The 23,479-nt window shown below is 41.8% G+C and carries 20 protein-coding genes; 17 read left to right on the plus strand and 3 right to left on the minus strand.

Going from position 1 to position 23,479, the window contains the following annotated elements; translation table 11 throughout:
• Nucleotides 1-9: 9 nt before the first annotated feature.
• The 7 genes from L3V43_RS07980 to L3V43_RS08010 all read left to right on the plus strand — a co-directional run bounded on the left by L3V43_RS07980 (nt 10) and on the right by L3V43_RS08010 (nt 5,634).
• Nucleotides 10-744 carry a 1-(5-phosphoribosyl)-5-[(5-phosphoribosylamino)methylideneamino] imidazole-4-carboxamide isomerase gene (locus L3V43_RS07980; RefSeq protein WP_237116266.1) on the plus strand — a complete coding sequence of 245 codons (735 nt, stop codon included), beginning with the start codon at nt 10-12 and terminating at the stop codon, nt 742-744.
• Nucleotides 726-1,499 (plus strand): imidazole glycerol phosphate synthase subunit HisF, encoded by a 774-nt coding sequence (gene hisF / locus L3V43_RS07985; protein WP_102058097.1) that lies wholly within the window; start codon nt 726-728, stop codon nt 1,497-1,499. Before L3V43_RS07980 ends, hisF begins: the two co-directional genes overlap by 19 nt.
• Nucleotides 1,496-2,107: a bifunctional phosphoribosyl-AMP cyclohydrolase/phosphoribosyl-ATP diphosphatase HisIE gene (hisIE, locus tag L3V43_RS07990; RefSeq protein ID WP_102058098.1), complete on the plus strand. Its 612-nt coding sequence runs from the start codon at nt 1,496-1,498 to the stop codon at nt 2,105-2,107. Before hisF ends, hisIE begins: the two co-directional genes overlap by 4 nt.
• Before the next feature lie 219 nt (nt 2,108-2,326).
• On the plus strand, nt 2,327-2,827 hold the full coding sequence (locus tag L3V43_RS07995; protein WP_010605480.1) for a hypothetical protein: 501 nt from the start codon (nt 2,327-2,329) through the stop codon (nt 2,825-2,827).
• Nucleotides 2,828-3,220: 393 nt separating this feature from the next.
• Nucleotides 3,221-4,012, plus strand: a complete 792-nt coding sequence (locus L3V43_RS08000) for a dermatopontin-like protein (protein WP_237116265.1) — start codon at nt 3,221-3,223, stop codon at nt 4,010-4,012.
• 116 nt (nt 4,013-4,128) lie between these two features.
• Nucleotides 4,129-4,890 (plus strand): glycosyltransferase family 25 protein, encoded by a 762-nt coding sequence (locus tag L3V43_RS08005; protein WP_237116264.1) that lies wholly within the window; start codon nt 4,129-4,131, stop codon nt 4,888-4,890.
• 195 nt (nt 4,891-5,085) lie between these two features.
• A complete protein-coding gene (locus tag L3V43_RS08010; RefSeq protein WP_237116263.1) occupies nt 5,086-5,634 on the plus strand; it encodes a YkvA family protein in 549 nt (182 codons plus the stop codon).
• Between the two features lie 91 nt (nt 5,635-5,725).
• Here L3V43_RS08010 and L3V43_RS08015 read toward each other — a convergent pair whose 3' ends face one another.
• Nucleotides 5,726-7,504: a PDZ domain-containing protein gene (locus L3V43_RS08015; RefSeq protein ID WP_237116262.1), complete on the minus strand. Its 1,779-nt coding sequence runs from the start codon at nt 7,502-7,504 to the stop codon at nt 5,726-5,728.
• 178 nt (nt 7,505-7,682) lie between these two features.
• Between L3V43_RS08015 and L3V43_RS08020 the strand changes: the two genes are divergently transcribed.
• From L3V43_RS08020 to L3V43_RS08045, 6 genes are all read left to right on the plus strand, one after another.
• Entirely contained in the window at nt 7,683-9,215 is a 1,533-nt protein-coding gene (locus L3V43_RS08020) for a GGDEF domain-containing protein (protein WP_235367241.1), read from the plus strand.
• A gap of 103 nt (nt 9,216-9,318) precedes the next feature.
• The gene (gene ppnN / locus L3V43_RS08025) at nt 9,319-10,662 is read left to right on the plus strand and encodes a nucleotide 5'-monophosphate nucleosidase PpnN (RefSeq protein WP_010605486.1); all 1,344 of its coding nucleotides are present in this window, start codon (nt 9,319-9,321) and stop codon (nt 10,660-10,662) included.
• 5 nt (nt 10,663-10,667) lie between these two features.
• On the plus strand, nt 10,668-11,438 hold the full coding sequence (gene xni, locus L3V43_RS08030; protein ID WP_211865513.1) for a flap endonuclease Xni: 771 nt from the start codon (nt 10,668-10,670) through the stop codon (nt 11,436-11,438).
• A gap of 139 nt (nt 11,439-11,577) precedes the next feature.
• Entirely contained in the window at nt 11,578-11,961 is a 384-nt protein-coding gene (locus L3V43_RS08035; protein WP_010605488.1) for a DUF3192 domain-containing protein, read from the plus strand.
• 167 nt (nt 11,962-12,128) lie between these two features.
• Nucleotides 12,129-13,820, plus strand: a complete 1,692-nt coding sequence (locus L3V43_RS08040) for a hypothetical protein (protein ID WP_102058104.1) — start codon at nt 12,129-12,131, stop codon at nt 13,818-13,820.
• A gap of 196 nt (nt 13,821-14,016) precedes the next feature.
• Nucleotides 14,017-15,024: an isocitrate dehydrogenase gene (locus tag L3V43_RS08045; RefSeq protein WP_010377116.1), complete on the plus strand. Its 1,008-nt coding sequence runs from the start codon at nt 14,017-14,019 to the stop codon at nt 15,022-15,024.
• A 34-nt stretch (nt 15,025-15,058) separates the two neighbouring features.
• Here L3V43_RS08045 and L3V43_RS08050 read toward each other — a convergent pair whose 3' ends face one another.
• Nucleotides 15,059-18,031 (minus strand): immune inhibitor A domain-containing protein, encoded by a 2,973-nt coding sequence (locus L3V43_RS08050; protein ID WP_237116261.1) that lies wholly within the window; start codon nt 18,029-18,031, stop codon nt 15,059-15,061.
• A gap of 366 nt (nt 18,032-18,397) precedes the next feature.
• Here L3V43_RS08050 and L3V43_RS08055 point away from each other — a divergent pair, with 366 nt between their 5' ends.
• The 4 genes from L3V43_RS08055 to L3V43_RS08070 all read left to right on the plus strand — a co-directional run bounded on the left by L3V43_RS08055 (nt 18,398) and on the right by L3V43_RS08070 (nt 22,702).
• Nucleotides 18,398-20,119, plus strand: a complete 1,722-nt coding sequence (locus tag L3V43_RS08055; protein WP_237116260.1) for an acetolactate synthase 3 large subunit — start codon at nt 18,398-18,400, stop codon at nt 20,117-20,119.
• Nucleotides 20,119-20,616 (plus strand): acetolactate synthase small subunit, encoded by a 498-nt coding sequence (gene ilvN, locus L3V43_RS08060; RefSeq protein WP_010377111.1) that lies wholly within the window; start codon nt 20,119-20,121, stop codon nt 20,614-20,616. The genes L3V43_RS08055 and ilvN overlap by 1 nt, the downstream gene beginning before the upstream one ends.
• A gap of 155 nt (nt 20,617-20,771) precedes the next feature.
• Nucleotides 20,772-21,272 carry a DUF4240 domain-containing protein gene (locus L3V43_RS08065; protein ID WP_010605492.1) on the plus strand — a complete coding sequence of 167 codons (501 nt, stop codon included), beginning with the start codon at nt 20,772-20,774 and terminating at the stop codon, nt 21,270-21,272.
• A gap of 203 nt (nt 21,273-21,475) precedes the next feature.
• Nucleotides 21,476-22,702 (plus strand): FG-GAP repeat protein, encoded by a 1,227-nt coding sequence (locus L3V43_RS08070; RefSeq protein ID WP_237116259.1) that lies wholly within the window; start codon nt 21,476-21,478, stop codon nt 22,700-22,702.
• A gap of 321 nt (nt 22,703-23,023) precedes the next feature.
• Here the strand turns inward: L3V43_RS08070 and L3V43_RS08075 are convergent, their stop codons facing one another.
• Nucleotides 23,024-23,479: a GNAT family N-acetyltransferase gene (locus L3V43_RS08075; protein WP_237116258.1), complete on the minus strand. Its 456-nt coding sequence runs from the start codon at nt 23,477-23,479 to the stop codon at nt 23,024-23,026.

Raw genomic sequence — 23,479 nt, forward strand, 5'->3', positions numbered from 1 at the left:
GGACGAACAATGATTATTCCCGCTTTAGATGTATTAGAGAACAATATTGTTCGTTTGTATCAAGGCAAGTACGAAACCGCACAGTTTTACCCATTTAATTTAGCTGAGCGTTTACTTGAATACCAAAATGCAGGCGCAGCCAAGCTACATTTGGTGGATTTAGAAGGGGCTCGTGACCCGAGCAAAAAGCAGTGGCGCACTATCCAAGCGGCGACTAAGGCTTTATCTGTTCCCTTTCAGGTAGGCGGAGGTATTCGCAGTATAGACGACGTAAAGCAATGGTTAGATGCCGGAGCTGCCCAAGTGGTGATTGGCTCGATGGCGGTAGATAAACAGCAAGAAGTTGCTGCGTGGATTAAAGCATGTGGCGCCGACAAATTCGTGATTGCACTTGATGTGAACAAAACCGAAAGCGGCTGGTCTCCTGCCACTCACGGCTGGCTAAATGATGCGAAAAGCGATCTATTCGAGCTGTTAGATTTTTATGTTGAGCAAGGTGTGAGTGATTTCTTATGTACGGATATCAGTAAGGATGGCACGATGACAGGTCCATCGTTTTCCTTATACGAAGACATCACTAAACATAACGGCGCAATTAAAGTACAAGCATCAGGGGGCGTGAGCTCTCTTGACGATATTGCACGGCTTGCAAAGCAACAAGTAGGTGGAGTAATACTTGGCAAATCGCTACTTGAAGGTGTATTTAGCGTTGAGGAGGCTCTAACATGCTATCAAAACGCATAATTCCTTGTTTAGACGTAAAAGACGGTCAGGTGGTCAAAGGCGTTAAATTCCAAGGCCATGAAGTCGTCGGTGATATTCTTGATCTCGCCCAGCGTTATAGTGAGGCAGGTGCTGATGAACTGGTGTTTTATGAGATCAGTGCTAGCGTAGAAAAGCGTTTACTCGATGTCAATTGGGTAGCTGAAATTGCCAGACATATCGATATACCATTTTGTGTAGCTGGTGGGATTAAATCAGTGGCTGATGCGGCTCGAGTGCTTGAGCAAGGCGCAGATAAGATCTCGATTAACAGCCCTGCCATTGCAAGGCCTGAACTCATTAAAGAGTTACATGACGAATTTGGTAAGCAATGTGTGGTTGTCGGCGTAGACAGCTTCTATGATAAGCAAACTCAGGAATATTTAGTATACCAGTTAACTGGCGATCCGAATGCGGCAAGTCGTACTCGATACAAAACGCACGAATGGGTCAAACGAGTTCAAGACCTTGGCGCTGGAGAGATTGTACTTAATTGTATGAATCAAGATGGCGTGCGTAATGGCTATGATATAGCGCAGCTCAGCGCGATTAGGGCGCTGTGTAAAGTGCCACTTATCGCTTCTGGCGGCGCGGGTAGTATGCAAGACTTTGTTGATGTATTTAAACAAACTAATGTCGATGGCGCCTTGGCTGCAAGTGTGTTCCATAAAGGCGTGATTGACATTCCAAAGCTCAAGCAGTTCTTAATAAATAATGATGTGGCGGCACGACAATGATTATTAATAAACAAAACATAGCAGAAGTAGATTTTGATAAATCAGCACTCATTCCCGCTATCGTACAAGATGTATTAACCGGGGTAGTGTTGATGCAAGGCTTTATGAACAGAGAAGCTCTTGAGGCGACGCTAGAAAAGCAACTCGTTACTTTTTATTCGCGTTCAAAATCGCGCCTTTGGACCAAAGGTGAAACCTCAAACAATGTATTGACCTTGGTGGAAGTGCATACCGATTGTGATAAAGACAGCCTGCTGATTTACGCAAAGCCGCAAGGTCCAACTTGCCACCTTGGCAGCGAAAGCTGCTTTGCGGAAACCATGCCAGAGCTTGCATTTTTAGGAAAGCTTGAGCGAGTGATTGCCCAGAGGAAAAATGCATCACCTGAAAGCAGCTATACCGCCTCTTTATTTGCTAAAGACTTAAGTCGTAGTTGTCAAAAGGTCGGAGAAGAAGGGGTTGAAGTGGCGCTCGCGGCGATGAAAAACGACAACGAAGAGTTGCTCAATGAGTCCGCAGACTTACTGTATCACCTCATTGTCTTACTTCAGAGGCAGGGCCTTACACTCAGTGAGGTGGTCAGTACGCTAAAAGATAGGCATAAGTAATTTTCGCTTTGGGTAAGTAATCATTTCGTCTATCCCTTCGTTGGCTTGTTCCAGACATCGTGCCGAAACAAGCCAGCTTAGTAAAATTGGGATAAACCTGTAATTAGATCAACTCCTGTTCATATAAATAAGGTAAACTTCTCATAGTCTTACAACTATGCAGTGGCAAAATATTAGTCTAACTTTAATGGTGCTACTACGAACAGTATGGAACGGTTTATGAAAACAAGATTACTTGGTCTAATGCTGGCAGGATTGACAGCTGCCGGATGTTCAACATTAACCCCAGAGCAACAAGAAAAGCTCGATGATATGTCTAATTGCGAGAAACTTAATACGCTTCTAAGTGCATCATCCACAGGGTTTTCAGCGCTTAAAGGTGCTGAAGTCGGCGCAAAGTTAATTAACTCTTGGCAGGCTAAGGCACATTTAGTTGGCAATAAATGCCAAATTATAGAAAGCGCTAGTGGAAAATCAAAATATACCTGTTCTGAGCAGTTCAAAGAGTACGAAAACGCAGTAAAAATCCATAACTATGCACAGAGTCTAGCAAGGCAATGTTTAGATCACTCTTGGGCTGGTGATAGCCAAAAGAGTGGCCAGCTAATGCGTACGGACATTACTTCGCCGAGCTCTACTAGCAAAATTGCAATTGAACTGGGCAAAGGCCTCGATAAAGTCTCGCCATGGATAGTTTCGTTTAATGTGACTGAAAAATAAATACAAAATACGGAGAAGTGTTGTGCTTCTTCTGCCCTATCCCACCCTAGGATTCCTCGTTTGCAATCCCCTTGACTTTGTCTGTTTAAGCGTTAATAAATTTTTCATTGTTGCTTTACTCGATTCTAATGTCGCTTCGCGTAGCGTCTTTTATATAAAAATAGTGAATAGTAATTGTGGTGTAACGCGATACAAATTTAGAAAAAATAAGCTGTATGTATTTTGAGCGGAGTTGGGATCTGCAACAGTCTGTATTTAATTGATGCTGATTATGCATTTCTTTTGTTTTTTGTGTTAATAAAAAAGCTTGTTTATTAAGAAAAGGTAGCGTTTAATTCAGATGCTATTTTTGTTGTTGGCGCTAAATTAACTACTATTTTTAAAGGAATTAAGATGAACACATTAATAAAGCTTTCAGCTCTATCCTTCTCTGTTGCTATGCTTAGCACTCCTGCTTCTGCTAATGAACAAGCTAAGCCATTCGAGTATACAGTAAATGGCAGTGTATATGAGATCCCCGCTTCTCAAGCTAAGAATTTAGATGAGATAATTGCGCTAATAGAAACTAATAACGATGTTTCAGGTTATGACGTTACTGAGACTAAATTAGCGAAAACTGAGAGCACCGAAATTGCCAGTGATTTTTCAACGCTAGCTGGTGGTAACTTACGTGTTTATAGTGAACTCAATACGGGGTATTTAAATGATTTTGACCAAGCATTTACTTACACTTGTCCAAGTAATATGTTTATTAAATCAATTTCAAGCTACCACCAAGATAAGCAAGAAGACAGACGTTTTAGCTTAGTCTGTGTAAAATTTACAACGGATAGTGGTAGTCGCATTTATCGTAAAACGACTAAGTGGAGCGGTTACGTAAATTCATACGATCAAGCGTTTAACTTTGTTTGTCCTAATGGTCAATTCTTTGTCGGAATGTCAAGTCGTCACGATAATGGTACAGAAGACCGCTTGTTTAACTTTAATTGCGCATCTATGGCAACCTCTAGCGCAGGCGCTGCACTATTCGCTGAATCATGTATTACAACACAATACACAGGCTACGACCAACCTTGGACATTAGGTGGTAATGGTGCAATCATCGGCATGTCAAGTCGCCATGATAACAGAACGGAAGACCGTCAAACTGCAGTGAGTTACTGCTCAGCTGCGAGTGATTGGTAATAATTTCCTTTAGAGTAGGGTTGATACCCTACTCTCATGTCAGAACTTGGTCATTTCATTGTCATACAAAAGTCGCACACTCATAATGTAATTAGTTAGCGGATTTAAGAGTTATCGTGACCAAACCGAATATTTTTCTTATCAATTTAGATTCTTGCACTGATAGACTCAAGGAGTCTACTTTCCAGTTTGATAAGTTCTCTCTACCCTTTGAAAGGATTAGCGCTGTAAAAGGCGCAGAGCTGAGCGCAGACGTTATAGATACGAGCTATTGTAAGTTAAAAAACGCTAAGCAATATTTTCGCCCTTTAACCTTGGGTGAAATAGGTTGTTATCTAAGTCATATCAAAGCACTTGAAAAAATTGTTGAGTTAGAATTGCCCTATGCTTTTATTTTTGAAGATGATTTTCAGCTCCACGACGACTTAGCACAGATTGACCAACAGATTGCTTCATTGCCATTTGAATGGGATATGATCAAGCTATTTCAATCTCAAAAGAACAAACGCACTCCGATTGCAAGCTTTCCGCTAAATAAATCGTTATCGTTATTTATGCAAAATAAAGTACCCGCCGGAACCGTTGCCCAGCTTATAAGTTTTGAGGGGGCGAAGAAAATATTATCTAAGTCAACTCCTTTCGGTAGGCCTATAGATATTGATTATCAACATTTTTGGGAAAAACAGCTCAGTGTATTTGTAATGAGTCCTTGTCCTGTTAGTCATGGTGAAAAGTTTGCGAGTACCATAGATAGAGCTCCAAGTGTTACAGGAGCAAAGCGGTATTTTTGGCGTAAACAATTGCTTCAGATAAATAAGTTTATAAAAAACAAGTTTTATCGCGGACTGGTTCTCAAACGCTATCAGCAACACTTCTAGTTATATGATGCGAAAGCCGCTGTACGCCTTTTGAACAATGGGTTTTATACTTGTACGGAATAGAGAAAAATTCGTGTTAAAAGTGTAATTTATGGGAAGACTTCTGAAAAAGATGTGCTAGTATCTAAGATTATTGCAATAAGTTTAACTTTTTGCTTAAACCATTAATAATAACAACGTTGAGGGAGCACAGACGTGTCTATAGAAATCAACTTTGAACTCTCTGATTCAGATCTTGAACACTTCCGTGGAATGATGAAAGCTGCTATTGAGAAAAGTGGCGATGTGAGTGATGCCGAAATTATAGCTAAAGCGCGTAATTTAGTGGCAACGATGGAAAAATCCAACCTTCCTGAATTTGTTAGCACTCGTCTGATTTCGTTACAAACGCTAATTGACGCAGTGTTAGACGAAGAATGGCAAATGCCAGAAGATGAAAAGCATGAAATCATGGCTTCTCTTGCTTATTTCAGTGAACCAGAAGATATCGTTCCAGATCATATCCCAGTATTAGGCTATGTCGATGATGCGATTATGATTGAACTTGTGTTACAAGAACTGTCGCTAGACTTAAAAGCATACAGAGAATTCTGTGGCTTTAGAGCAACTGAAGAAGCAAGACGTGGTGATAACGCTAAGGTAGATCGTGAAAGCTGGCTCGCGGGCACGCGCTCTCAGATCCGCTCTTCTATGCGTAGAAGTCGCTCTAAAAACCGTTCACGTTTCTTCTCTCGTATTATGTAGGTTAAGTTGCCCTAAGTTTAGCTAATTGCTTTTTAGCTTAGGGCTGTGGACTATAAAAGGGCTGATAATCATCAGCCCTTTTTGATTGCCATTATTTTATTTCATTTGGGTGAGAAACCCCCATCCACGCTTTATAAAGTAACGCTTGCTCGCTTGATGGGTTAGGCGTAAATGTTATCTTTTTAGGCTTATCATGGTCGCGGTCAAGCTTGATTTTCGTATTCATCAACTTATCACGACGGATAAAATCTACCGTGATTGTTTGACCTGGCTTGAAGTTTTCTAAGCTCGCTTTTAAATCTTTACGAACATGGTGCTTATCAAATGCAACGATAAGGTCGCCTGCTGTTAGCCCCGCTTGCCATGCATTTCCATCTCGAGCTACATGGGTCAGCTCCAGTAATTCACCCTTTTGTCTTGCCATACCATCTAAGCCTGCAATCACTTTTGCTGACTTAGGATAATCATAAACAAGTCCTACTTTGTCGAGTAATGTGTCAAAATCTATGTTCGCTGGTGTATCAACATATTCATTCCACCAAGTATTGTAGTCTTGACCGGTAAGCACTTTTAGGATGTTTTTAACATCTTCACTGGTGAAGCTATTTGGCAATTTATGCTGTTGGTAAAGTGCTTTATGAACGTCACGGTAGCTAATTTTTCCGTTTGATTTTTCGAGTAAGTCGATATCAAGTGCCATGGACACCAACGCACCTTCTGAATAGATATTGGTGCTGTAATTTATCCCATGATCGCCACCTTGATTGATCCATTTATCAAAGCTCGTTGCAGCAACCGACTGAACATGACGACCAGGAGTTTTCAAATGACGATTAACACGCTTAGTCAGCATTTTAAGATATTCGTCATTGGTGGTGATCCCTGCACTTAGCAGCAAATAATCCTCAAAGTAGCTGGTTGAGCCTTCTGCTAGCCACAACAAATCCGTGTAATTTGGTGCTACGTAATCATAAGGAACCATGCCTGCTGGACGATAGTTTTTGACATTCCACGTGTGGATGAATTCATGTGCGGCTGTAGAGATAAAACCAATGTAGTCATCTCTTTCTTTAAAACTGTCTCTATGTCTTTGAATAATCGTCGAGTTTAAGTGCTCTGTTGCCCCTCGTGCACCGCTGGTTGCATGCACCATAAAGACATAACGGTCATAAGGATAATCGTGCCAAATGAGCGTGCCGGTTTGAACGAGTTTTTTAAGATCGGCTAGCATTTGGTCAACGTCATAGTTGCCCTCGCCCCAAATAACTAGTTCATATCTACGGCCATCCACTTCAAATTTGTGCAGCTGATTAATACCAGTCTCAATAGGAGAATCTAACAATATGTCATAGTTATCGGCTTTGAAACTGTTTTTTGAATCGGCAAACTCCATACCGGAGACTGAGCGCCAGCCTTTAGGTACATTGAGTTCAACAGAAACAGGCTCTGATCTGAAAGATTCACTAAACATCAAAAAGCCAGATGCATCGATAAACGCGTGGGTGTCATCTATGTGTCTAGCTCGAAGACCTAACTCATTGGCATAAACCTGATATTTAACCGTCAGCTCGGTAGGCTCGCTAAGGTGTACACGCCATGTGTTTTTATCAATTTTTTCCCATTTTTGTGATTGCCCGCTTTGAGATTTTGCGTCAAAAAAGCGTACGCCGTTGGCTAAATCCAATATCTCGTAGCGACCTGTACGCCAATCTGGAAGTTGCACATCGATGCTTGATTGAGAAGATTTTGGAAACTGAACTTCTACTTCTGCAAGGTGATGCTGCGGTTGTGTAATTGAAATACGGTAGTCGACGTCAGCATAAACGCTAAATGTTGCTGCACATGCCAAGGCAATAAGGCTTTTCTTCATTATTTTTGTATCGGTAATTCGAGATAAAATCAATTTACCAAATCAGCGACTTACACGCTAAGTAATATCGATGAGTAAACAGCAAACTCCGATACATTACCACGTTAAATTTCCGCGCATAACAGCGTAATTTGTTGTAGACTTGGTAACTAAGAGATTATTTTATGATTGGAAATCTGTGACTGACAATGCCTTAATGCTCGAGCAGAAATTAAAGCAAGCCATAGAGGCTAGAAAAACGCTTGAGGATGCAAGAAAACAACAAGTAGAACTCCTTACTCAGTTTGCTGCAAAGTTATCCCTGGCCTGCAAAGGGCAAGATGTTTCACTTGATAATCAGTTAGCTAAATTTCGTATTGCACTTAATAAAGGCGTCGATTTTGAGCTGCTTGTGCCTTTTATCGATGGAATTTCCGAGCCGCTAAAGTCACAAGAAGTGACCAATTCAAATAATCAAAAAGCATTGCAAACGGCAATTCAGCAAAGCGGAAAGTTACTGCAGAAGCTCAAGGGATTACCAGATGAGTCGCGCAGAAAGTTGCGTCATTTATTGGATGTAGAACTTGAAGATATCAACTCTACTAATGCTTACATCCCCGCGTTAGAGTCTTTGGTTTCTATCTACCATACGGTTTTACAATCCAAAGTAGAAATTACAGAAGAGGCATCAGCCAGCCACCACCCAGAACTAGCTGCTGAACTTCAAGCTTTGATCAACGAATTAATTTTCGAAGATGAAGTAATAGAAAAGGTTAAAGAGATCCGCGCAAGCGTTGCGGAAAACAACAGTTTAGATAATCTATATTCAGCAGCGACAGAAATCATTAAAATTATTGCGCAAACGATTGCCAAAGAGCGCCAATCCGCACAAGGTTTTTTGGTTTCACTGAATCAAACACTGGAAGAGCTACATCGCTCTATTGTTGAAACAACGGCGCGTTCAAAATCAACATCTAAAGAACTACAGTCGTTAAACAATAAAATAGAACTAAAAATTCAAAACTTAAATCAGCAAACCCAAAACGCCAGCTCAATAACTGAGCTTAAAGCCTTGGTCGACAACGAGTTGAAACTACTGAGTGCTGATTTGATAGAGCGTGAAAAGCTCGAAAAAAATGAACGAGAGGCGCTGCTTGACTCATTTGATGCAATTAATAATCGTATTAACACCTTAGAGTCCAAAGTTTCAAATTATAAAAAACGACTCAGCGAACAAAAGTTCAAAAGCCTATTGGATAGCTTAACTAAGTTACCAAATAGAGCAGCTTTCGATGAGCGTCTAACCCATGAAATGCACCTATTTGAGATAAACGACTCAGATGTGACGCTGGTTGTTATCGACGTTGATCACTTTAAATCTATCAACGACCGTTATGGTCATAGTGCGGGCGACAAAACATTGCAAGTGATCGCACGAGCCCTTAAAAAGTCTATTAGGAAAAGCGATTTTATCGCACGCTACGGCGGTGAGGAATTTGTTTTGCTAATGCCAGGTATGCCGCTGACTCATGCGCAAAAACCGCTTGAAAAAGTAAGGCAAGTCATTAAATCTATACCATTCAAATTTAAAGAAAAAGAAGTCGAAATTACGATTTCTCTCGGTGCTACTCAGTTTGTCAAAGGGGACACTGCGTTGAGTGCTTTTGACCGAGCTGATGCAGCGCTTTATGAAGCGAAGAATAGCGGGCGAGATAGATTGTGTTTTAAGTAAATAGAGTTAACTTGGGTAAAGGCTGAGTTGCGAGACATTATACTCGTCCCCGCTTTGTTCAGTTATACCAATTCGCTGCGCATTACAAACAAGGAGTAAGCCTATGCAAGTAGAGCTAAACCCAACTGGGGTTCTTAACTTATTATCAAGATTGGAAGTCGATTTACTTCAGCAGTCAACCACAAGTGAGAGATATAGGCTTTTTAGAAATTGTGCATTGGCGGTATTGAATGTAGGTAGTCATACCGATTCCAGCTCTGAAATCTACGATAAATACGAAGATTTTGATATTCAGCTACTCGCACGCGAGCGAGGAATAAAAATTGCGTTAAGCAATCCCCCCGAGTCTGCTTTTGTTGATGGTCAAATAATTACCGGTATCCATGAGCACATATTTTCCGTGATCCGCGACATACTTTTTATTTGTCAAAAATATCACGGTGAAAATAAATCGCCGGTAGAAATTACCCATATGGTTTTTGACATGCTGCGTAACGCTGATGCGCTTGAAGTGAATAAAGACCCTAACATGATTGTCTGTTGGGGCGGCCATTCAATTAATGAAGTTGAATACAAATACACCAAGGAAGTGGGTTATCAACTCGGTCTTCGCGGCCTAAACATTTGTACTGGTTGTGGACCGGGTGCAATGAAAGGCCCGATGAAGGGGGCAACAATTGGCCATGCTAAGCAACGGATCTCGAATAACCGTTATTTAGGCCTTACCGAACCCAGTATTATAGCCGCTGAACCGCCTAACCCAATTGTTAATGAATTAGTGATTTTGCCTGATATTGAAAAGCGTCTTGAAGCTTTTATCCGTATTGCGCATGGCATCATTATTTTCCCAGGTGGTGCTGGAACAGCTGAAGAGCTGCTTTATTTACTGGGTATTTTGTTACATCCAGAAAATGAAAAGCAATGCTTACCTGTGATCTTAACTGGCCCTAAAGAGTCAGCGGCATATTTTGAAGAACTCAGTGCTTTCATTGAAAAAACACTTGGGAAAGAAGCTCTGTCTAAGTTTGAAATTATCGTAGACAATCCAGAGCTGGTAGCCAAAAAGCTCAAACAGTCGATGGCAACGGTGCGCGAGTATCGTAAGTCTGAAGGTGATGCCTATTACTTTAATTGGACATTAAAGATTGAAAATGATTTTCAGCACCCATTTGCACCAACGCATGAAAATATGTCGAGCTTAGACTTACACCTAGAGCAACCAAAACAATTACTGGCTGCTAACTTAAGACGTGCTTTTTCTGGTATTGTTGCCGGTAACGTGAAGGATGAAGGTATTACAGCAATTAAACAGCATGGTCCGTATGAATTAAGTGGTGATAAATCACTGATGGCCGATATGGATAAGCTGTTGGGTGCATTTGTAGCTCAGGGGCGAATGAAGCTACCTGGGAGCAAATATATACCGTGTTATAAAATTAAAGCTTAGAGTGAATGAATAATTTGTTGTTAATAGATGCGCTTAACCTTATCAGGCGCATCTATGCTGTTAATGAACCAAAAGGTATTAAAGAACAAGAGGCCCATATAAAGGCCTCTTGTCTTCGTGTAGAGCAAGCTACTCGTAGCTTGTTACGCAAAACGGGGGCGACACACGCAGTTGCTGTCTTTGATGGTGATAAAAGTTGGCGTTATCACTTTTACCCAAAATATAAAATAAGCCGTCAACCTATGCCCGAATTTCTAAATCAGAACCTCGACAAGTTTTCACAAGCGTTCGCAAGTGTTGGTGTTAAATCATTCAATCCCGAACATGATGAAGCTGACGATGTGATAGCGACGCTTGCCTGTAAAGCCGCAGCTGCCAATGTTAACTGCACGATAGTATCGACTGATAAAGGCTTCTTACCCCTGATCAATGATGCAATCTCTGTGTACGACTATTTTAAAAAGTCAATAATTTCGCTCGAAGATATCAAAAGTCGATTTTCTGTCACCCAAAGCAAGCTCGAAATGTTTTGGGCGTTAAGTGGCGACAAGACGAACGATATTCCAGGTGTTGTTGGGGTTGGTATCAAGACGGCGCAAGAGCTACTCGCAAAACATGACGACTTTGAAAGTATGCTAAAAGATGAGACAGTAAAGCCTGCTGCAAAAGCAAAATTAGAGGCTGGAGCAAGCGACTATGTTACCAGCCTAGCGCTAGTGACTCTAAGAAGAGATATTGCAATTGGCTTTAGTTTGAAGGATATACGAGTGGTTTGAAGGGACTTTTGATTGGCAATGTATTACATCGTCGCTAAGCGCTAGGCGAAAGTAGATGACTTTGATATATTGCATACAAGCGTATCTCAGTTTTTGCAGATACAAGGTTCGTTTTACCCATTCTTTATTGAGCAGTTAGATGATTAGGAAAATATTACAGTATATATTTCTTGGCCTTGCGGTTTACGTTACTGTGGTGTTTCTCGTGATCAATTATTATAAAGATGACCCGCAAGCGATGATTTGGCAGGACCGAGAAGCGTTTAACAATCGTTTCATTCGTAATCTTAGCCTTGAAAAGCCGACTGAGTTAGACACAGTATTGGATACCTTGGGCAGCCCGGATCTAACGTATGTAAAGAAAAAACAAGACAATACGGTTGTACAAATTGTGTTTTATCGCACTCAGCTTGTAAAACCAGATGGTATTACTACGGAAGATGAATGCACCGGATTATTGTTTGAAAATGGCATATTAAAGCTTTGGGGGCCAGGTGCTCGGGTCACATTTGATAAAGTGTGATGCCAATTAGATTAATCTTCCAACCAATTTGAAGGGTAAAATACCATATTAGCTTCGTTAACAACGCCTCATTTAGAACAACTAAATAGCAATGTTTTTGCCTTGCTAAGAAAGCTATTTTACCGTTTTAAAATAGACCGTTTACTTAATAAAATTGGTAAAGATAGATGGATGCAAGGATAGTTACTAGTAAAACGCTGTTCGCGATAGCCCAAGGTACACACAAAGTATTACGTCTTTATTATCACAAAGAGAAGTGGTCCTCTATTTACCCTACCCTAGTTAAACTTGCACAGCTTTACATGGACTGTTATGAGTCCTCGCCAAGTAGCATGCATGGGCAGCTTGGGCTGTATTCACAAAACTTGGGTTACAACACTAATCTGGTCATGAATCAAAATGTGTTGGTTTGTATGGCTTGTCATCACTTAAAGTTTTCTCGTGCAGTAACCGAAGAGCTATTGCTTGCAAGCTTTGCGGACTATTTATGCGTAGCGAGAGAAAGCGATCAACTCGCAGCAGGTAAAAAGTTAGACGCACAGCAAGATAAGCTTTGGAAAGTTCGCCATCAATTGGCTGTACAAATACTGAGTGATGGGCAAACACCTAACTTGCAATGTTTGCGAATTTTATCTCGCCTTTCAAACTATGACAGCAAGCTAGTGGCTCCTACCCCTCAGCGCTTCAATGACCATGCTTCTTTGATTGTTGCAATTGCTCACCGAGTAGCAAGCTTAATAACGCCAACACACAAGCAAAATTGCGTGGCTTTAGACAGAGCGATTAAGCTTCTTTATTGCAAACTCAGTTATGCTTTTGCATTAAAAGTGCTGAGTGCAATTGCAGGGGCATTTGTTAATCATCCTGCGGGGTTGCTGTGCGAGATTAAAGGCGAAGAGGGCTTTTTGGTGATACAAAGCAACAGTGAAAAAATAATTGCTGTTGTTGAACATGGGCAAACCAAAAAGCTGGCGAAGGCCAACCGTAAATTCCAGTTTCACTGTGGTTTGACTGCAACCACAGATGCAAAGTTACTTTACAATATTTGGGACCGAGCTGCTGAACCAGCAGTACTTCCTTTTGGTTCTGAACATTTACATCTACTAGAAACAGTAAAAGCCTTATCTCACAGTCAATTTCAAAGTATTCGTGCACTTGAAAAGCTGATTTGCGAGTTCGATTCAGTGTCAAGTGCATTGCAGATCGCAGCAAAGCAGTATAACCGTGAAAATCTAAAAGCCGCATCGGTTAGGCACTCTCTCGCCATGGTAGGACTTGATGCTGCTGGATTACTGGCGCAGCGAGTGTTGCTTGAGCAGATCATAGCCAATCATAAGCTTCCTTTCACAGAAGATATCGTGCACAAATATGGCGTAATTAGTCAAATTATCGCCTTATATGTTGGTGAAAGTTATGGTGAGCAATTTGAGCGTTTATTGTCGCCATTTGCAGCGGTTATTGTATTTTTAGTGACTAAACAAGGGGTAGAGATCCAACATGCCACTGCACTCCACTCTCGTGAGTATTCGGAAGAACTAGTATCAATTGCCAACCTATTTGGGATCCGAGCGATAGCAAAAGATAAATACCTAGACTTTAATCTGCAGTACTTTGAAAAAAGTATTCTTCATAAGGCAATGCTAGATAGCGAAACGTTAAAAAAGTCTCAGACCAATGCGCAGTGTAAACTGTTCATTTTTATTAAACTTATTGCACTTAAAGTGATATCACCCACCTTCGTGTTAACTGCATGGCAAAAACAATTAGTCGATGACGTATTAGCTGAAAGTCGTTTTGTTACCGCACAAAAGTTTGATGTAGCGCTACTAGAGGCCGGATTTTACTCATCTATTGCCTGATATTTATTCTATAAATACTATCAATAACAAGCATAAATCATATGTATGTCATTTTTTCATTCCATACTGGAATAAGACCAAATTAATTGCTATAAAACGCGGCTTAAACAAGCGAACGTACACCTTTGTTAATTTCTACTAAACTTAGTCTGCAATTCTTCTTGGGTGTATTCCAACTTTTGATAAAGGAAAAAACATGGCACAGCAAACCATCACAGTTATCCGTGGCGACGGCATTGGCCCTAGCATCATCGATTCAGCAATCGAGATCTTAAAAGCCGTAGGTTGCGACTATGAATACGAGTACGTAGACGCAGGTTTGGCTGCTTTAGAAAAAACAGGTGAATTACTTCCAGCAGCAACGCTAGAAGCAATTGAGCGTAACAAAATCACGCTAAAGGGCCCACTAACTACACCTGTTGGCGAAGGTTTCACTTCAATCAACGTGACATTGCGTAAGCATTTTGGCCTTTACGCAAACGTTCGTCCAGTTAAGTCATTTGAAGGTACTAAAGCACGTTACGATGATATTGATATCATTACCGTACGTGAAAACACGCAAGGTATGTACTCAGGTCTTGGTCAAGTTGTTTCTGAAGATGGTAATGAAGCGGAAGCAATGTCAAAGATCACTCGCGAAGGTGCTGAAAAGATCGTAACTTTCGCATATGAGTTAGCACAGCGTGAAGGTCGTAAGAAAGTAACTGCGGTTCACAAAGCGAACATCCTAAAATCAACTTCAGGTCTATTCCTTAAAGTTGCTCGTGAAGTTGGTGAGCGTTACCCTGAAATTGAATCAGCAGAAATGATCGTTGATGCGACTTGTATGAAACTAGTAATGACACCTGAAGAGTTTGATGTGATCGTCACAACAAACCTATTCGGTGACATCCTTTCTGATCTTTGTGCAGGTCTTGTCGGTGGTCTTGGTATGGCACCAGGTGCAAACATTGGTACTGATGCTGCAATCTTTGAAGCAGTTCACGGTAGCGCACCAGATATCGCAGGCAAAAACCTTGCAAACCCAACTTCTGTTATTTTAGCTTCAATTCAAATGCTTGAGTATTTAGGCGAAGCTGATAAAGCGGAAAAAATCCGCAGTGCAGTAGCTGACGTTATCAAGAGCGGTGACCGTACTACGCGCGATCTTGGTGGTAGCCACGGCACTACCGATTTCACACAGGCGGTAATTGAGCGTCTTTAATTCTTAACGCTCAATTTAATCCTTGGGTGGTGCGTTAGCACCACCTTCTTCTTAATCCCACTAGCATTCCACCGATTAACGCAAACCATCCGATACTGCCGCCAGACGATCCGCTATCACCAGAGTCCGTCGGCGTTGTTGTTGGGGTCGTCACTGTGATCTCAACAGTGCCTTTCGCGCTTTGATCTGCACCATCCGATAGCGTTAACACGACATTATATGTACCCGCTTGAGCGTAACTATGCGTTGTAGTCAAACCAGAACCTTGCGTACCATCACCGAAATCCCAACTAGCTTGATAGTTACCATCACCACCAGCAGCAGTTGCGACAAAGCTTGCCTGTAAGTTAGATGTGGTCGCTGTGGCTTCAATGCTTAGTGGTACTACGACAGTCACTGAGGTTGATTTAGTTACCGCCTCACCTTCGGCATCTTTCACATTAAGCGTTACCGTGTACGTGCCGCTTAGCTCATAGATATGTTCAACTGAGTTAGATGATGCTGTTGCTCCATCACCAAAGTTCCAGTTAAGTTCATAAGGCGCTTTGCCACCAATGATTTCAGCATTGAAGACAAAGCCTTGCCCTACTGAGGTCGCTTTGATATCACCGACTGTAAGCGGGATTGGCTCGACGTTGCCTACGCTGACATTTGAACTCAACGCTGAACTGCTCCCGTCAGCTTTGGTTCGTGTGAACATTACCGTATAGTTGCCAATATCTTGATAGCTATGAGCAGGTGAAAGCGCGTTACTTGTTTGACCATCGCCAAAGTTCCACAAAAAGCTATCTGATTCGTTTAATGCTAAGCCTTTGACATTAAACTTAACGGTGTTTTGCGATTGTACTTGAGTGATTTTAGGGTCGCTGAGGTAAATTATACCGACTTGCGCACTACTTGCATCTTCCTCTATGGTATTCAATCTAAGTTGAACACCAAAACCCGGCAAACTAACACCTGACTCCTTTTGGATTGGGAAGGTGTAATCCTGAGTATCATCAAACGTACTGATTGGCGTGAGATGTTGATCGCCAAGACCTGCTTTCTGCGTATCCAAACGAAGCGTCGCATCTTTGACCTGAATAATACTCGTTGCGGGTGTGGTGTCGTCGGCTTTGAAAATAGGGTTTTGATCTTGGTCGATGACTAACATATCTCCAGAGCCGGGGTGTAGCGAAGTCGAGTTATTACTCTCTTCATTGTTGCTGTACCACATCAGCACACCAGAATTATAACCAGACAAAGACAAACCAGCATCTAACCCTCTAAATGAGCGTAAATGGGCGTAGTAAGCGTTACCTGATTTAGCTCTATAGCCAGAAATCTTACGAAATCCACTGTAGACTAAGTCGTTAGTTGGCTCTGCGGTATTTGTATAAATTTGCGAACCATCCGCTGTCACCTTAATGTTGTCTAGTAATACACCTTTAAGCGTTTCAAAATCGTCAGTTTGATAAACGAATGTCACGGTGACAGTTTGTCCTCGGTACGCTGAGATATCAAAATCTAGCGTAATTGGGTTAGCCCCAAAAGAAGATGACTCGCCATCCATGTAGTGAGTGACATTGGCATAATTTGGATGGTTTGATTTTGTTGTATTTCCTGCTATTGGCTGCCCATTTACCGCCACTTGGAAAATATCGTAGTTAAGCTCGATACTATAATTTGCAAGCATGGATAATGAAATTTGGCTTGCGTTAGGTAAGCTTAAGGTAAAACTTGCTTGATTATTGAGTTTGTCGTCTTGTCCGGAGTAATAGTGGTAATTACCATCCAGAGGCGTAATGAATTCCTCTAGTTGTGCAGGCAAATTGATCTTTATTTGATTCGTAGTACCATTGTTTATTCCAATATCCGTGAGCGTTACCGTTTGTTCTGTACTCAAATCATCTAATGTGTACTCTGTTTGGTTTAACCAATTTCCTGCATAATTTTGTTGTAAAAACTCAAGGCTTTTAGGGGAGAACTGGGTGGGCTGCGAGCCACTTAATTGGCCTAAGTAACTGCCTGAAGACATGACTGACCACAGCGCAACGGGTTCGCCTATGTCATTGGAATTTAAATCATATTCGTCGGGTAACCCAAGGTCATGACCAAACTCATGAACAACCACACCGATTGCAGCATCAATAGGATTAATGGTGTAGTTATAAATCTTGTAGTTGGTATCTGGAATTGCCTTAGGTTGGTTGTTTTCATCAAATACGAAGAAGCGATGTGACCAAATTGCGTCAGTATCTAATACGCCGCCACCTGCTTCTTGACCAATACTTGAATGAAATAACATGACATGGTCAATAATGCCGTCAGGTTCAAGGCGGTTGCCATCACCATCTATGTCGTTCAAATCTGTTTTATCGTACTCAGATAGGTCGATATTAAATTGGGTCACAGCTTTGCTTACTGCTTCGAACACCAACTCTTCCGGTCTTAAGTCTCGGGTATCGCCTTCTTGTTCGCCATAGTAGGCTGCATTTTGAGCGGCTCTTACCCAACCAAATGCATTGCCAGATACCTTGAAGCTGCCGCCTGAGGCCGCTTGATAAAACTGGGTAGCGGATTGCAACGATTCATTGTTAGGGCCGTTATAGCCGCTATCTGAGTACAGTAGTGATTGGTAGTGAGACGCGGGATAGCTCGAGTAGTACATATCTGTATCACCCGGGTTTAGTCGGTTCTGGTCGTTAGGTAAGTCGGGAAAATCGACCAGAATAGCAAGGATTTTAGCTTCATTAAGTGTTTGCGCCGTGCCCACCGCAAATTGTTTACCTAACTTAGTATTGCCAAGGTGCACATTTTTAATTGCATAAGGTGTTTTTATTTGGCTGGCAATAGGCTTTGTTTTGGTGAATTGCTCAAGCGCAATTTTCCGCTCGTATTCACTCAGCGTGCGGCCGAGCTTTTTCTCCTGCCAATAGATAACTTGATCTTTATAGAGCACCTGCGCTGACGCTGCATTTGATAGCAGTGTGGCCGATACCAATACGCTTAGTTTAAAAATATTCATCTAAGATTCCCTAGTACAATTGAGCTTTAAGTTTAGCATTTTTATCGTTTTGTTCCCGTATAAGTTCTACTAAATAAAAAATCCAATTGGTGGTGAATTTTAAATTGAAATGTAATATTTCAACAATTGAAAGGTGGAAAGGTGGAATTTATATCTAATACTGTGTAGGCTAACTTTGACATCAACTTAAAGGCAAAATAATGACAAATTTCTTTCAACTAATCGTTCTCGTGGTGGTACTGGTCTCTTCATAGAGTTCAGCGGGGAGCTATTACTTGAAAGAAATACTCAAACCCCGCAACCAGCGGGGTTTTTTTTTGATTTTATAAATATAACAGGCACGCACAGTCAACGAGGAATGAGGTAATGGCAGAGCAATACAACGGCTCCGAGCTAGTAGTAAAAGCATTGAGCGCATTAAAAGTAAAATACATATTTGGCTATCCTGGCGGATCGGTTCTTGATCTATATGATGCGTTGTTTCAGCAATCAGATATTGAGCATATCTTGGTTAGACATGAGCAAGCAGCAACCCACATGGCAGACGGTTATGCCAGAGCAACAGGAGACGTCGGTGTTGTCCTTGCGACCAGTGGCCCAGGCGCCACTAACTGCGTTACAGGGATCGCGACTGCTTATATGGACTCAATCCCCATGGTTGTACTGTCAGGGCAAGTACCTTCAAACCTAATCGGCGATGATGCGTTTCAAGAGACGGATATTGTTGGTTGTTCTCGCCCTATCGTTAAACACAGTTTTAACTGCCGCGACGCGACAAAAATCCCAGAAGTATTAGCTAAGGCATTTTATCTAGCAAACTCTGGTAGACCGGGACCGGTTGTGGTTGAGCTGCCAAAAGATATTTTGAATCCTGCGCTTAAATTCGATTATCAGATGCCTGAACAAATTGATATGCGTACTTACAACCCGAGTGTAAAGGGGCATTCCAAGCAGATCCGCAAAGCGGTTGAAGCCATTATTGAAGCGAAGCGTTTGGTTATCTATTCTGGCGGTGGCATTATTCTTTCGAATACCTCAGAAAAACTAACTGAGCTGGTTGAGAAACTAAACGCGCCTATCACCAATACCCTAATGGGTCTTGGCGGGATCAGCGGCACACATCCTAATTTTATTGGCATGTTAGGGATGCACGGTAGTCTTGAAGCGAATAAGGCGATGGCGAATGCCGATGTTATCTTAGCGTTAGGTGCGCGTTTTGATGACCGTGTAACCAATAACGTCAAGAAATTTTGTCCGGATGCCAAAATTGTTCACGTTGATGTGGATCCAACTTCAATTTCTAAGACCATTCAAGCGCATATCCCAGTTGTGGGCTGCTTAGATACGGTGATGGAGCAATTGCTACGCGGTATCGAAAAAAGCGAGAAGCGCATTGACCGAGCCGCACAAGAAGATTGGTGGCAAGCAATTACCACATGGCGTGCTCAGAAATGCTTGTCGTTTACTGCGGGTGTAGAAAAAATCAAACCACAAACGGTTATCGAAAAGCTATACCAAATGACCAGTGGTGACGCGTATGTTTGCTCAGACGTAGGACAACACCAGATGTTTGCAGCGCAGTACTATCCGTTCAAATCACCTCGTCAATGGATTAATTCAGGCGGCCTTGGCACCATGGGATTTGGTTTACCCGCTGCGATGGGCGTAAAAATGGCATTTCCGCACAGTGAAGTATTGTGCGTAACTGGGGATGGCTCTATCCAAATGAATATTCAGGAACTTTCAACCTGTTTACAATACGGCCTTGCTGTCAAGATCATCTCGTTAAACAACCGCTCGCTTGGTATGGTACGCCAATGGCAAGACATGATGTATGAGGGACGTCACGCGAGCTCTTATATGGAGTCCCTGCCTGATTTTGTTGCGCTTGCCGAGAGTTATGGTCATATCGGTATTCGGGTTGATAAGCCTGAGCAACTTGATGCGGCGCTGGAAAAAGCAATGTCGATTAAAGACCGACTTGTATTTTTAGATATTTTGGTCGATGAGTCTGAACATGTGTATCCAATGCAAATTAAGCAAGGTGCGATAGACGAGATGTGGTTGAAAAAAGGAGTAAAAGCATAATGAGAAGAATACTATCGATTTTATTAGAGAATGAACCTGGCTCTCTTTCTCGTATTGTGGGTTTATTTTCTCAACGTGCGTACAACATTGATAGCTTAACAGTGGGTACAACCGCAGACAAAACGCTATCTCGTATTACCATCACGACCCAAGGCGATGACCGCATTGTTGAACAAATCACCAAGCAAGTTAATAAGTTGGTGGATGTGCTTAAGGTTATTGATCTAACCGATATGCAGCACATTGAAAGAGAGCTGCTACTGGTAAAAGTCTATGCCAGAGACGAAGTAACACGAGCAGCTATCAATCGTGTTGCCGAGGTGTTCCAAGCCAGCATTATAGATATGGGCAAACAAAGCTATATATTACAGATGGTAAGCTCAGCCGACCGTCTTGAGTCTTTCTTGGATCTATTACGTCACGAAAGCGACATTATTGAACTTGTGCGCTCTGGCGCGGTAGGTATTGGCCGTGGTGACAAAGCGCTGAAAGGTTAAAACTACTTATCTTTTAGCTGTCACTGTTATCTTTTTGCGCGGGTGTCCACGTTGTATTACGTACAACCCGCTGCAGTTATTTTGCATGGCAGCTTCGATTTACTCTCATTAGGTTACTGGCTATAATCTCGGTTTTATCAAGTTAGATTATGCACATGGAACTCGAACGCTTCTGGCAGCTTGTCACCGCCCCCGATCATTCAAACGATAATGACTATTTAAAAACGCGTTTATCACCGCTAAGTTCAGAAGAAATTGCTCAGTTCGATGCATTATACACCAAAGAACTAAGAGCACTGTGGCATTGGGATAACTGGAAAGTGGCCTACGTGATTGCAGGCTGTAATAGCGAATATGACTTCTTAGATTTTTGTAATTGGATCATCAGTCGCGGCCCTGAAGCGGTAAGCGTACTCACTGCGGAACCAGACGAATTAGCTAATAAGTTTGCTATTCCGAATAAAGATGACCTGCCCTACCCGTTTATTGACGAATTAGATTTAGTTGCAGGGTTGCTTTTTGAAGAAAAAAATCAAGACGAACTCCCGTATCACAGTGTTGTGAACTTTCCGCCACAAGGTAAAAAGTTTAAAAATAAACCAAAACAGTTAAAGGCTGAATTACCTCAACTTTTTGGCCAATATTGGCTTGGATAAGGTTTAGTTTATTGTTTTATATGGTGGGTTTTGGTTGTTCTAGAATTAGATGCTGAAACTCATTATTACCATCGCAAAATGTCACTGCTCCAGACGCTTATCAATCCTTCTCGCCAACAAAAAAACTTAAGAACACGACCTCTTGTTAAGTCGTAAGCAGTGGAATACTATGTTTATTCCCTATATCGAAAACAAAAAGAATAATGATGAAAGCCCCCTCTATTTTAAAATACTTCCCTAGTTTGGCGTTAGTGATAGCTTGTCAAAGTATGGCTGTGCAGCAAAAGTTATTGGCCGATGATGGTAAAGCAGAAGATCAGTTTGGTTATAGCGTAGCGATAGACGGCACAACTGCATTAGTTGGTGCCCACAAAGTTGATACTAATACGAGTCAGGATACTGGTGCAGCTTACCTATACACGCTAGGTGCGTTTGGCTGGCAGCAACAAGCAAAGCTCATCGCACAGCCTACCAAAGCGGGCGACACGCTTGGCGGCAAAGTTGCGCTCAAGAATAATATTGCCATGCTTGGTGCGATAAATCGGGACGATAAAGGAGAAAATGCCGGTGCGGTGTTTGCTTTTGAGCGCACAGAAAATAGCTGGTTACAAAAACAAATTTTAACCGCCAACGATGCAAAAGCGGGTGATGCCTTTGGACAAAGCATTGCCCTCACCGAGCAATTTTTAGTGATCGGCGCACCACATAGCGATGCGCCACACAAAGACTCAGGTTCAGCGTATGTATACGTGAGAGAAAACAATAGCTGGCATTTTCAGTCAAAGTTGACGGCAAGGGATGGCGCTGATGGAGACTTATTCGGAATTAGCGTAGCAATAGATGGCGATACCATTTTAGTCGGCGCAGATTTGAATGATGAAAAAGCAGAAAAAGCTGGTGCGGTTTATGTTTATCAATTCGATGGTAAAAAGTGGAATTCGCAAGCAAAACTGATGGCAAATGATGGTGGGAACACCGATATTTTTGGTGTTCGCGTGGCTATTTTTGGAGATACAGCCCTTATTTCTGCCAGAAGAGATGATATCGACGGTATAGGTAAAGATGCCGGCTCTGCTTATCTGTTTGAGAGAACAAATGATAAATGGACACAAACTCAAAAATTAGTGGCTCCGGATGCCAAAGCGGATGATAGATTTGCACGCGGTGTTGCGTTAAGTAAGGACATGGCGTTTATCACCGCCATGCTCCATGATGAAAAAGGTAATAACGCGGGGGCACTTTATCTATACAAAAAACAACAAGGCCAATGGCAATATGCGTCTAAGGTATTTGCCAATGATGCCGCGCCAGAAGATAGGTTTGGTTGGAATATTGCGGCTTCTAATAACACTGCCATCATCGCAGCTCCTCACCGCGATGACAAAGGAGAAGGCTCAGGTGCCGCCTATATTCTGGATTTGGTGGAATAATAGCGATTGGTAATGTCTGAGCTTGGTTCGTTAAGCTCAGACTTTGGCTGTCAGAGTGAGATTGATAGGCCCTTATTTAACAGTTGACTTGGTGCCATTTTGAATCGTTCAAGCAACAAGAAAGGCTTTAAAGAAGACATTCGGTATCGGTTAAATAAACGACGCCCGTTTTTTACGCGTTGTTTGACCGATAGAGAACTTATTTCATGTGTTTATTATATATTTGACCTTATCAGCGCTAACTTTCGTTTGCGACACGTATTAGCTAAAAACGCCAAAGTACACGTTCGAGCTATCTGAAGTTCATATTACTTCGTCTTGCTAGTACTGCCCTTTTATACGAACCATTTCATTCGCATACACTGACTCGCCATTATATTCAGTGAGAAATTCATCAGACACTTCGAATCCGTATGCCTTGTATAACTCCTTTGTAGGCTCATTTGTCTTGGCGACAAAAAGGTTCGCCCTACCGCATATTTGTGACAAAAGGAATTCAAGTATTTTTCTTCCGATTCCGATTCCGTTTCCTCTAGCACTAGGGCAAACAAATAGTGCCCTAATCTCTGACCCAAATATTGCTCCAAAACCAAGAATATTCCCATCATCAAAAACGTATATCTTTGATTCCTTTAGTGCAGATAGTCTCTTTTCATCATCTTCTAGAGGTAAGAGCTTAAATGTCTTCTGCTCAAAACGAAGCTCATCCAGCTTAGATTTTGAATAGATCTCCAAAACTCTTGGATAATCGTTCTCGCTGAACTCTCGAATATTCAT

The organism is Pseudoalteromonas sp. L23 (genome assembly GCF_021728455.1).
Classification (GTDB): domain Bacteria; phylum Pseudomonadota; class Gammaproteobacteria; order Enterobacterales; family Alteromonadaceae; genus Pseudoalteromonas.

Excerpts from the sequence above, each read along its gene's own strand:
- L3V43_RS07980 (WP_237116266.1), top strand. The coding sequence starts at position 10 with ATGATTATTCCCGCTTTAGATGTATTAGAGAACAATATTGTTCGTTTG.
- hisF (WP_102058097.1), top strand. The coding sequence starts at position 726 with ATGCTATCAAAACGCATAATTCCTTGTTTAGACGTAAAAGACGGTCAG.
- hisIE (WP_102058098.1), top strand. The coding sequence starts at position 1,496 with ATGATTATTAATAAACAAAACATAGCAGAAGTAGATTTTGATAAATCA.
- L3V43_RS07995 (WP_010605480.1), top strand. The coding sequence starts at position 2,327 with ATGAAAACAAGATTACTTGGTCTAATGCTGGCAGGATTGACAGCTGCC.
- L3V43_RS08000 (WP_237116265.1), top strand. The coding sequence starts at position 3,221 with ATGAACACATTAATAAAGCTTTCAGCTCTATCCTTCTCTGTTGCTATG.
- L3V43_RS08015 (WP_237116262.1), bottom strand. The coding sequence starts at position 7,504 with ATGAAGAAAAGCCTTATTGCCTTGGCATGTGCAGCAACATTTAGCGTT.
- ppnN (WP_010605486.1), top strand. The coding sequence starts at position 9,319 with ATGCAAGTAGAGCTAAACCCAACTGGGGTTCTTAACTTATTATCAAGA.
- xni (WP_211865513.1), top strand. The coding sequence starts at position 10,668 with ATGAATAATTTGTTGTTAATAGATGCGCTTAACCTTATCAGGCGCATC.
- L3V43_RS08035 (WP_010605488.1), top strand. The coding sequence starts at position 11,578 with ATGATTAGGAAAATATTACAGTATATATTTCTTGGCCTTGCGGTTTAC.
- L3V43_RS08040 (WP_102058104.1), top strand. The coding sequence starts at position 12,129 with ATGGATGCAAGGATAGTTACTAGTAAAACGCTGTTCGCGATAGCCCAA.
- L3V43_RS08045 (WP_010377116.1), top strand. The coding sequence starts at position 14,017 with ATGGCACAGCAAACCATCACAGTTATCCGTGGCGACGGCATTGGCCCT.
- L3V43_RS08050 (WP_237116261.1), bottom strand. The coding sequence starts at position 18,031 with ATGAATATTTTTAAACTAAGCGTATTGGTATCGGCCACACTGCTATCA.
- L3V43_RS08055 (WP_237116260.1), top strand. The coding sequence starts at position 18,398 with ATGGCAGAGCAATACAACGGCTCCGAGCTAGTAGTAAAAGCATTGAGC.
- ilvN (WP_010377111.1), top strand. The coding sequence starts at position 20,119 with ATGAGAAGAATACTATCGATTTTATTAGAGAATGAACCTGGCTCTCTT.
- L3V43_RS08065 (WP_010605492.1), top strand. The coding sequence starts at position 20,772 with ATGGAACTCGAACGCTTCTGGCAGCTTGTCACCGCCCCCGATCATTCA.
- L3V43_RS08070 (WP_237116259.1), top strand. The coding sequence starts at position 21,476 with ATGATGAAAGCCCCCTCTATTTTAAAATACTTCCCTAGTTTGGCGTTA.
- L3V43_RS08075 (WP_237116258.1), bottom strand. The coding sequence starts at position 23,479 with ATGAATATTCGAGAGTTCAGCGAGAACGATTATCCAAGAGTTTTGGAG.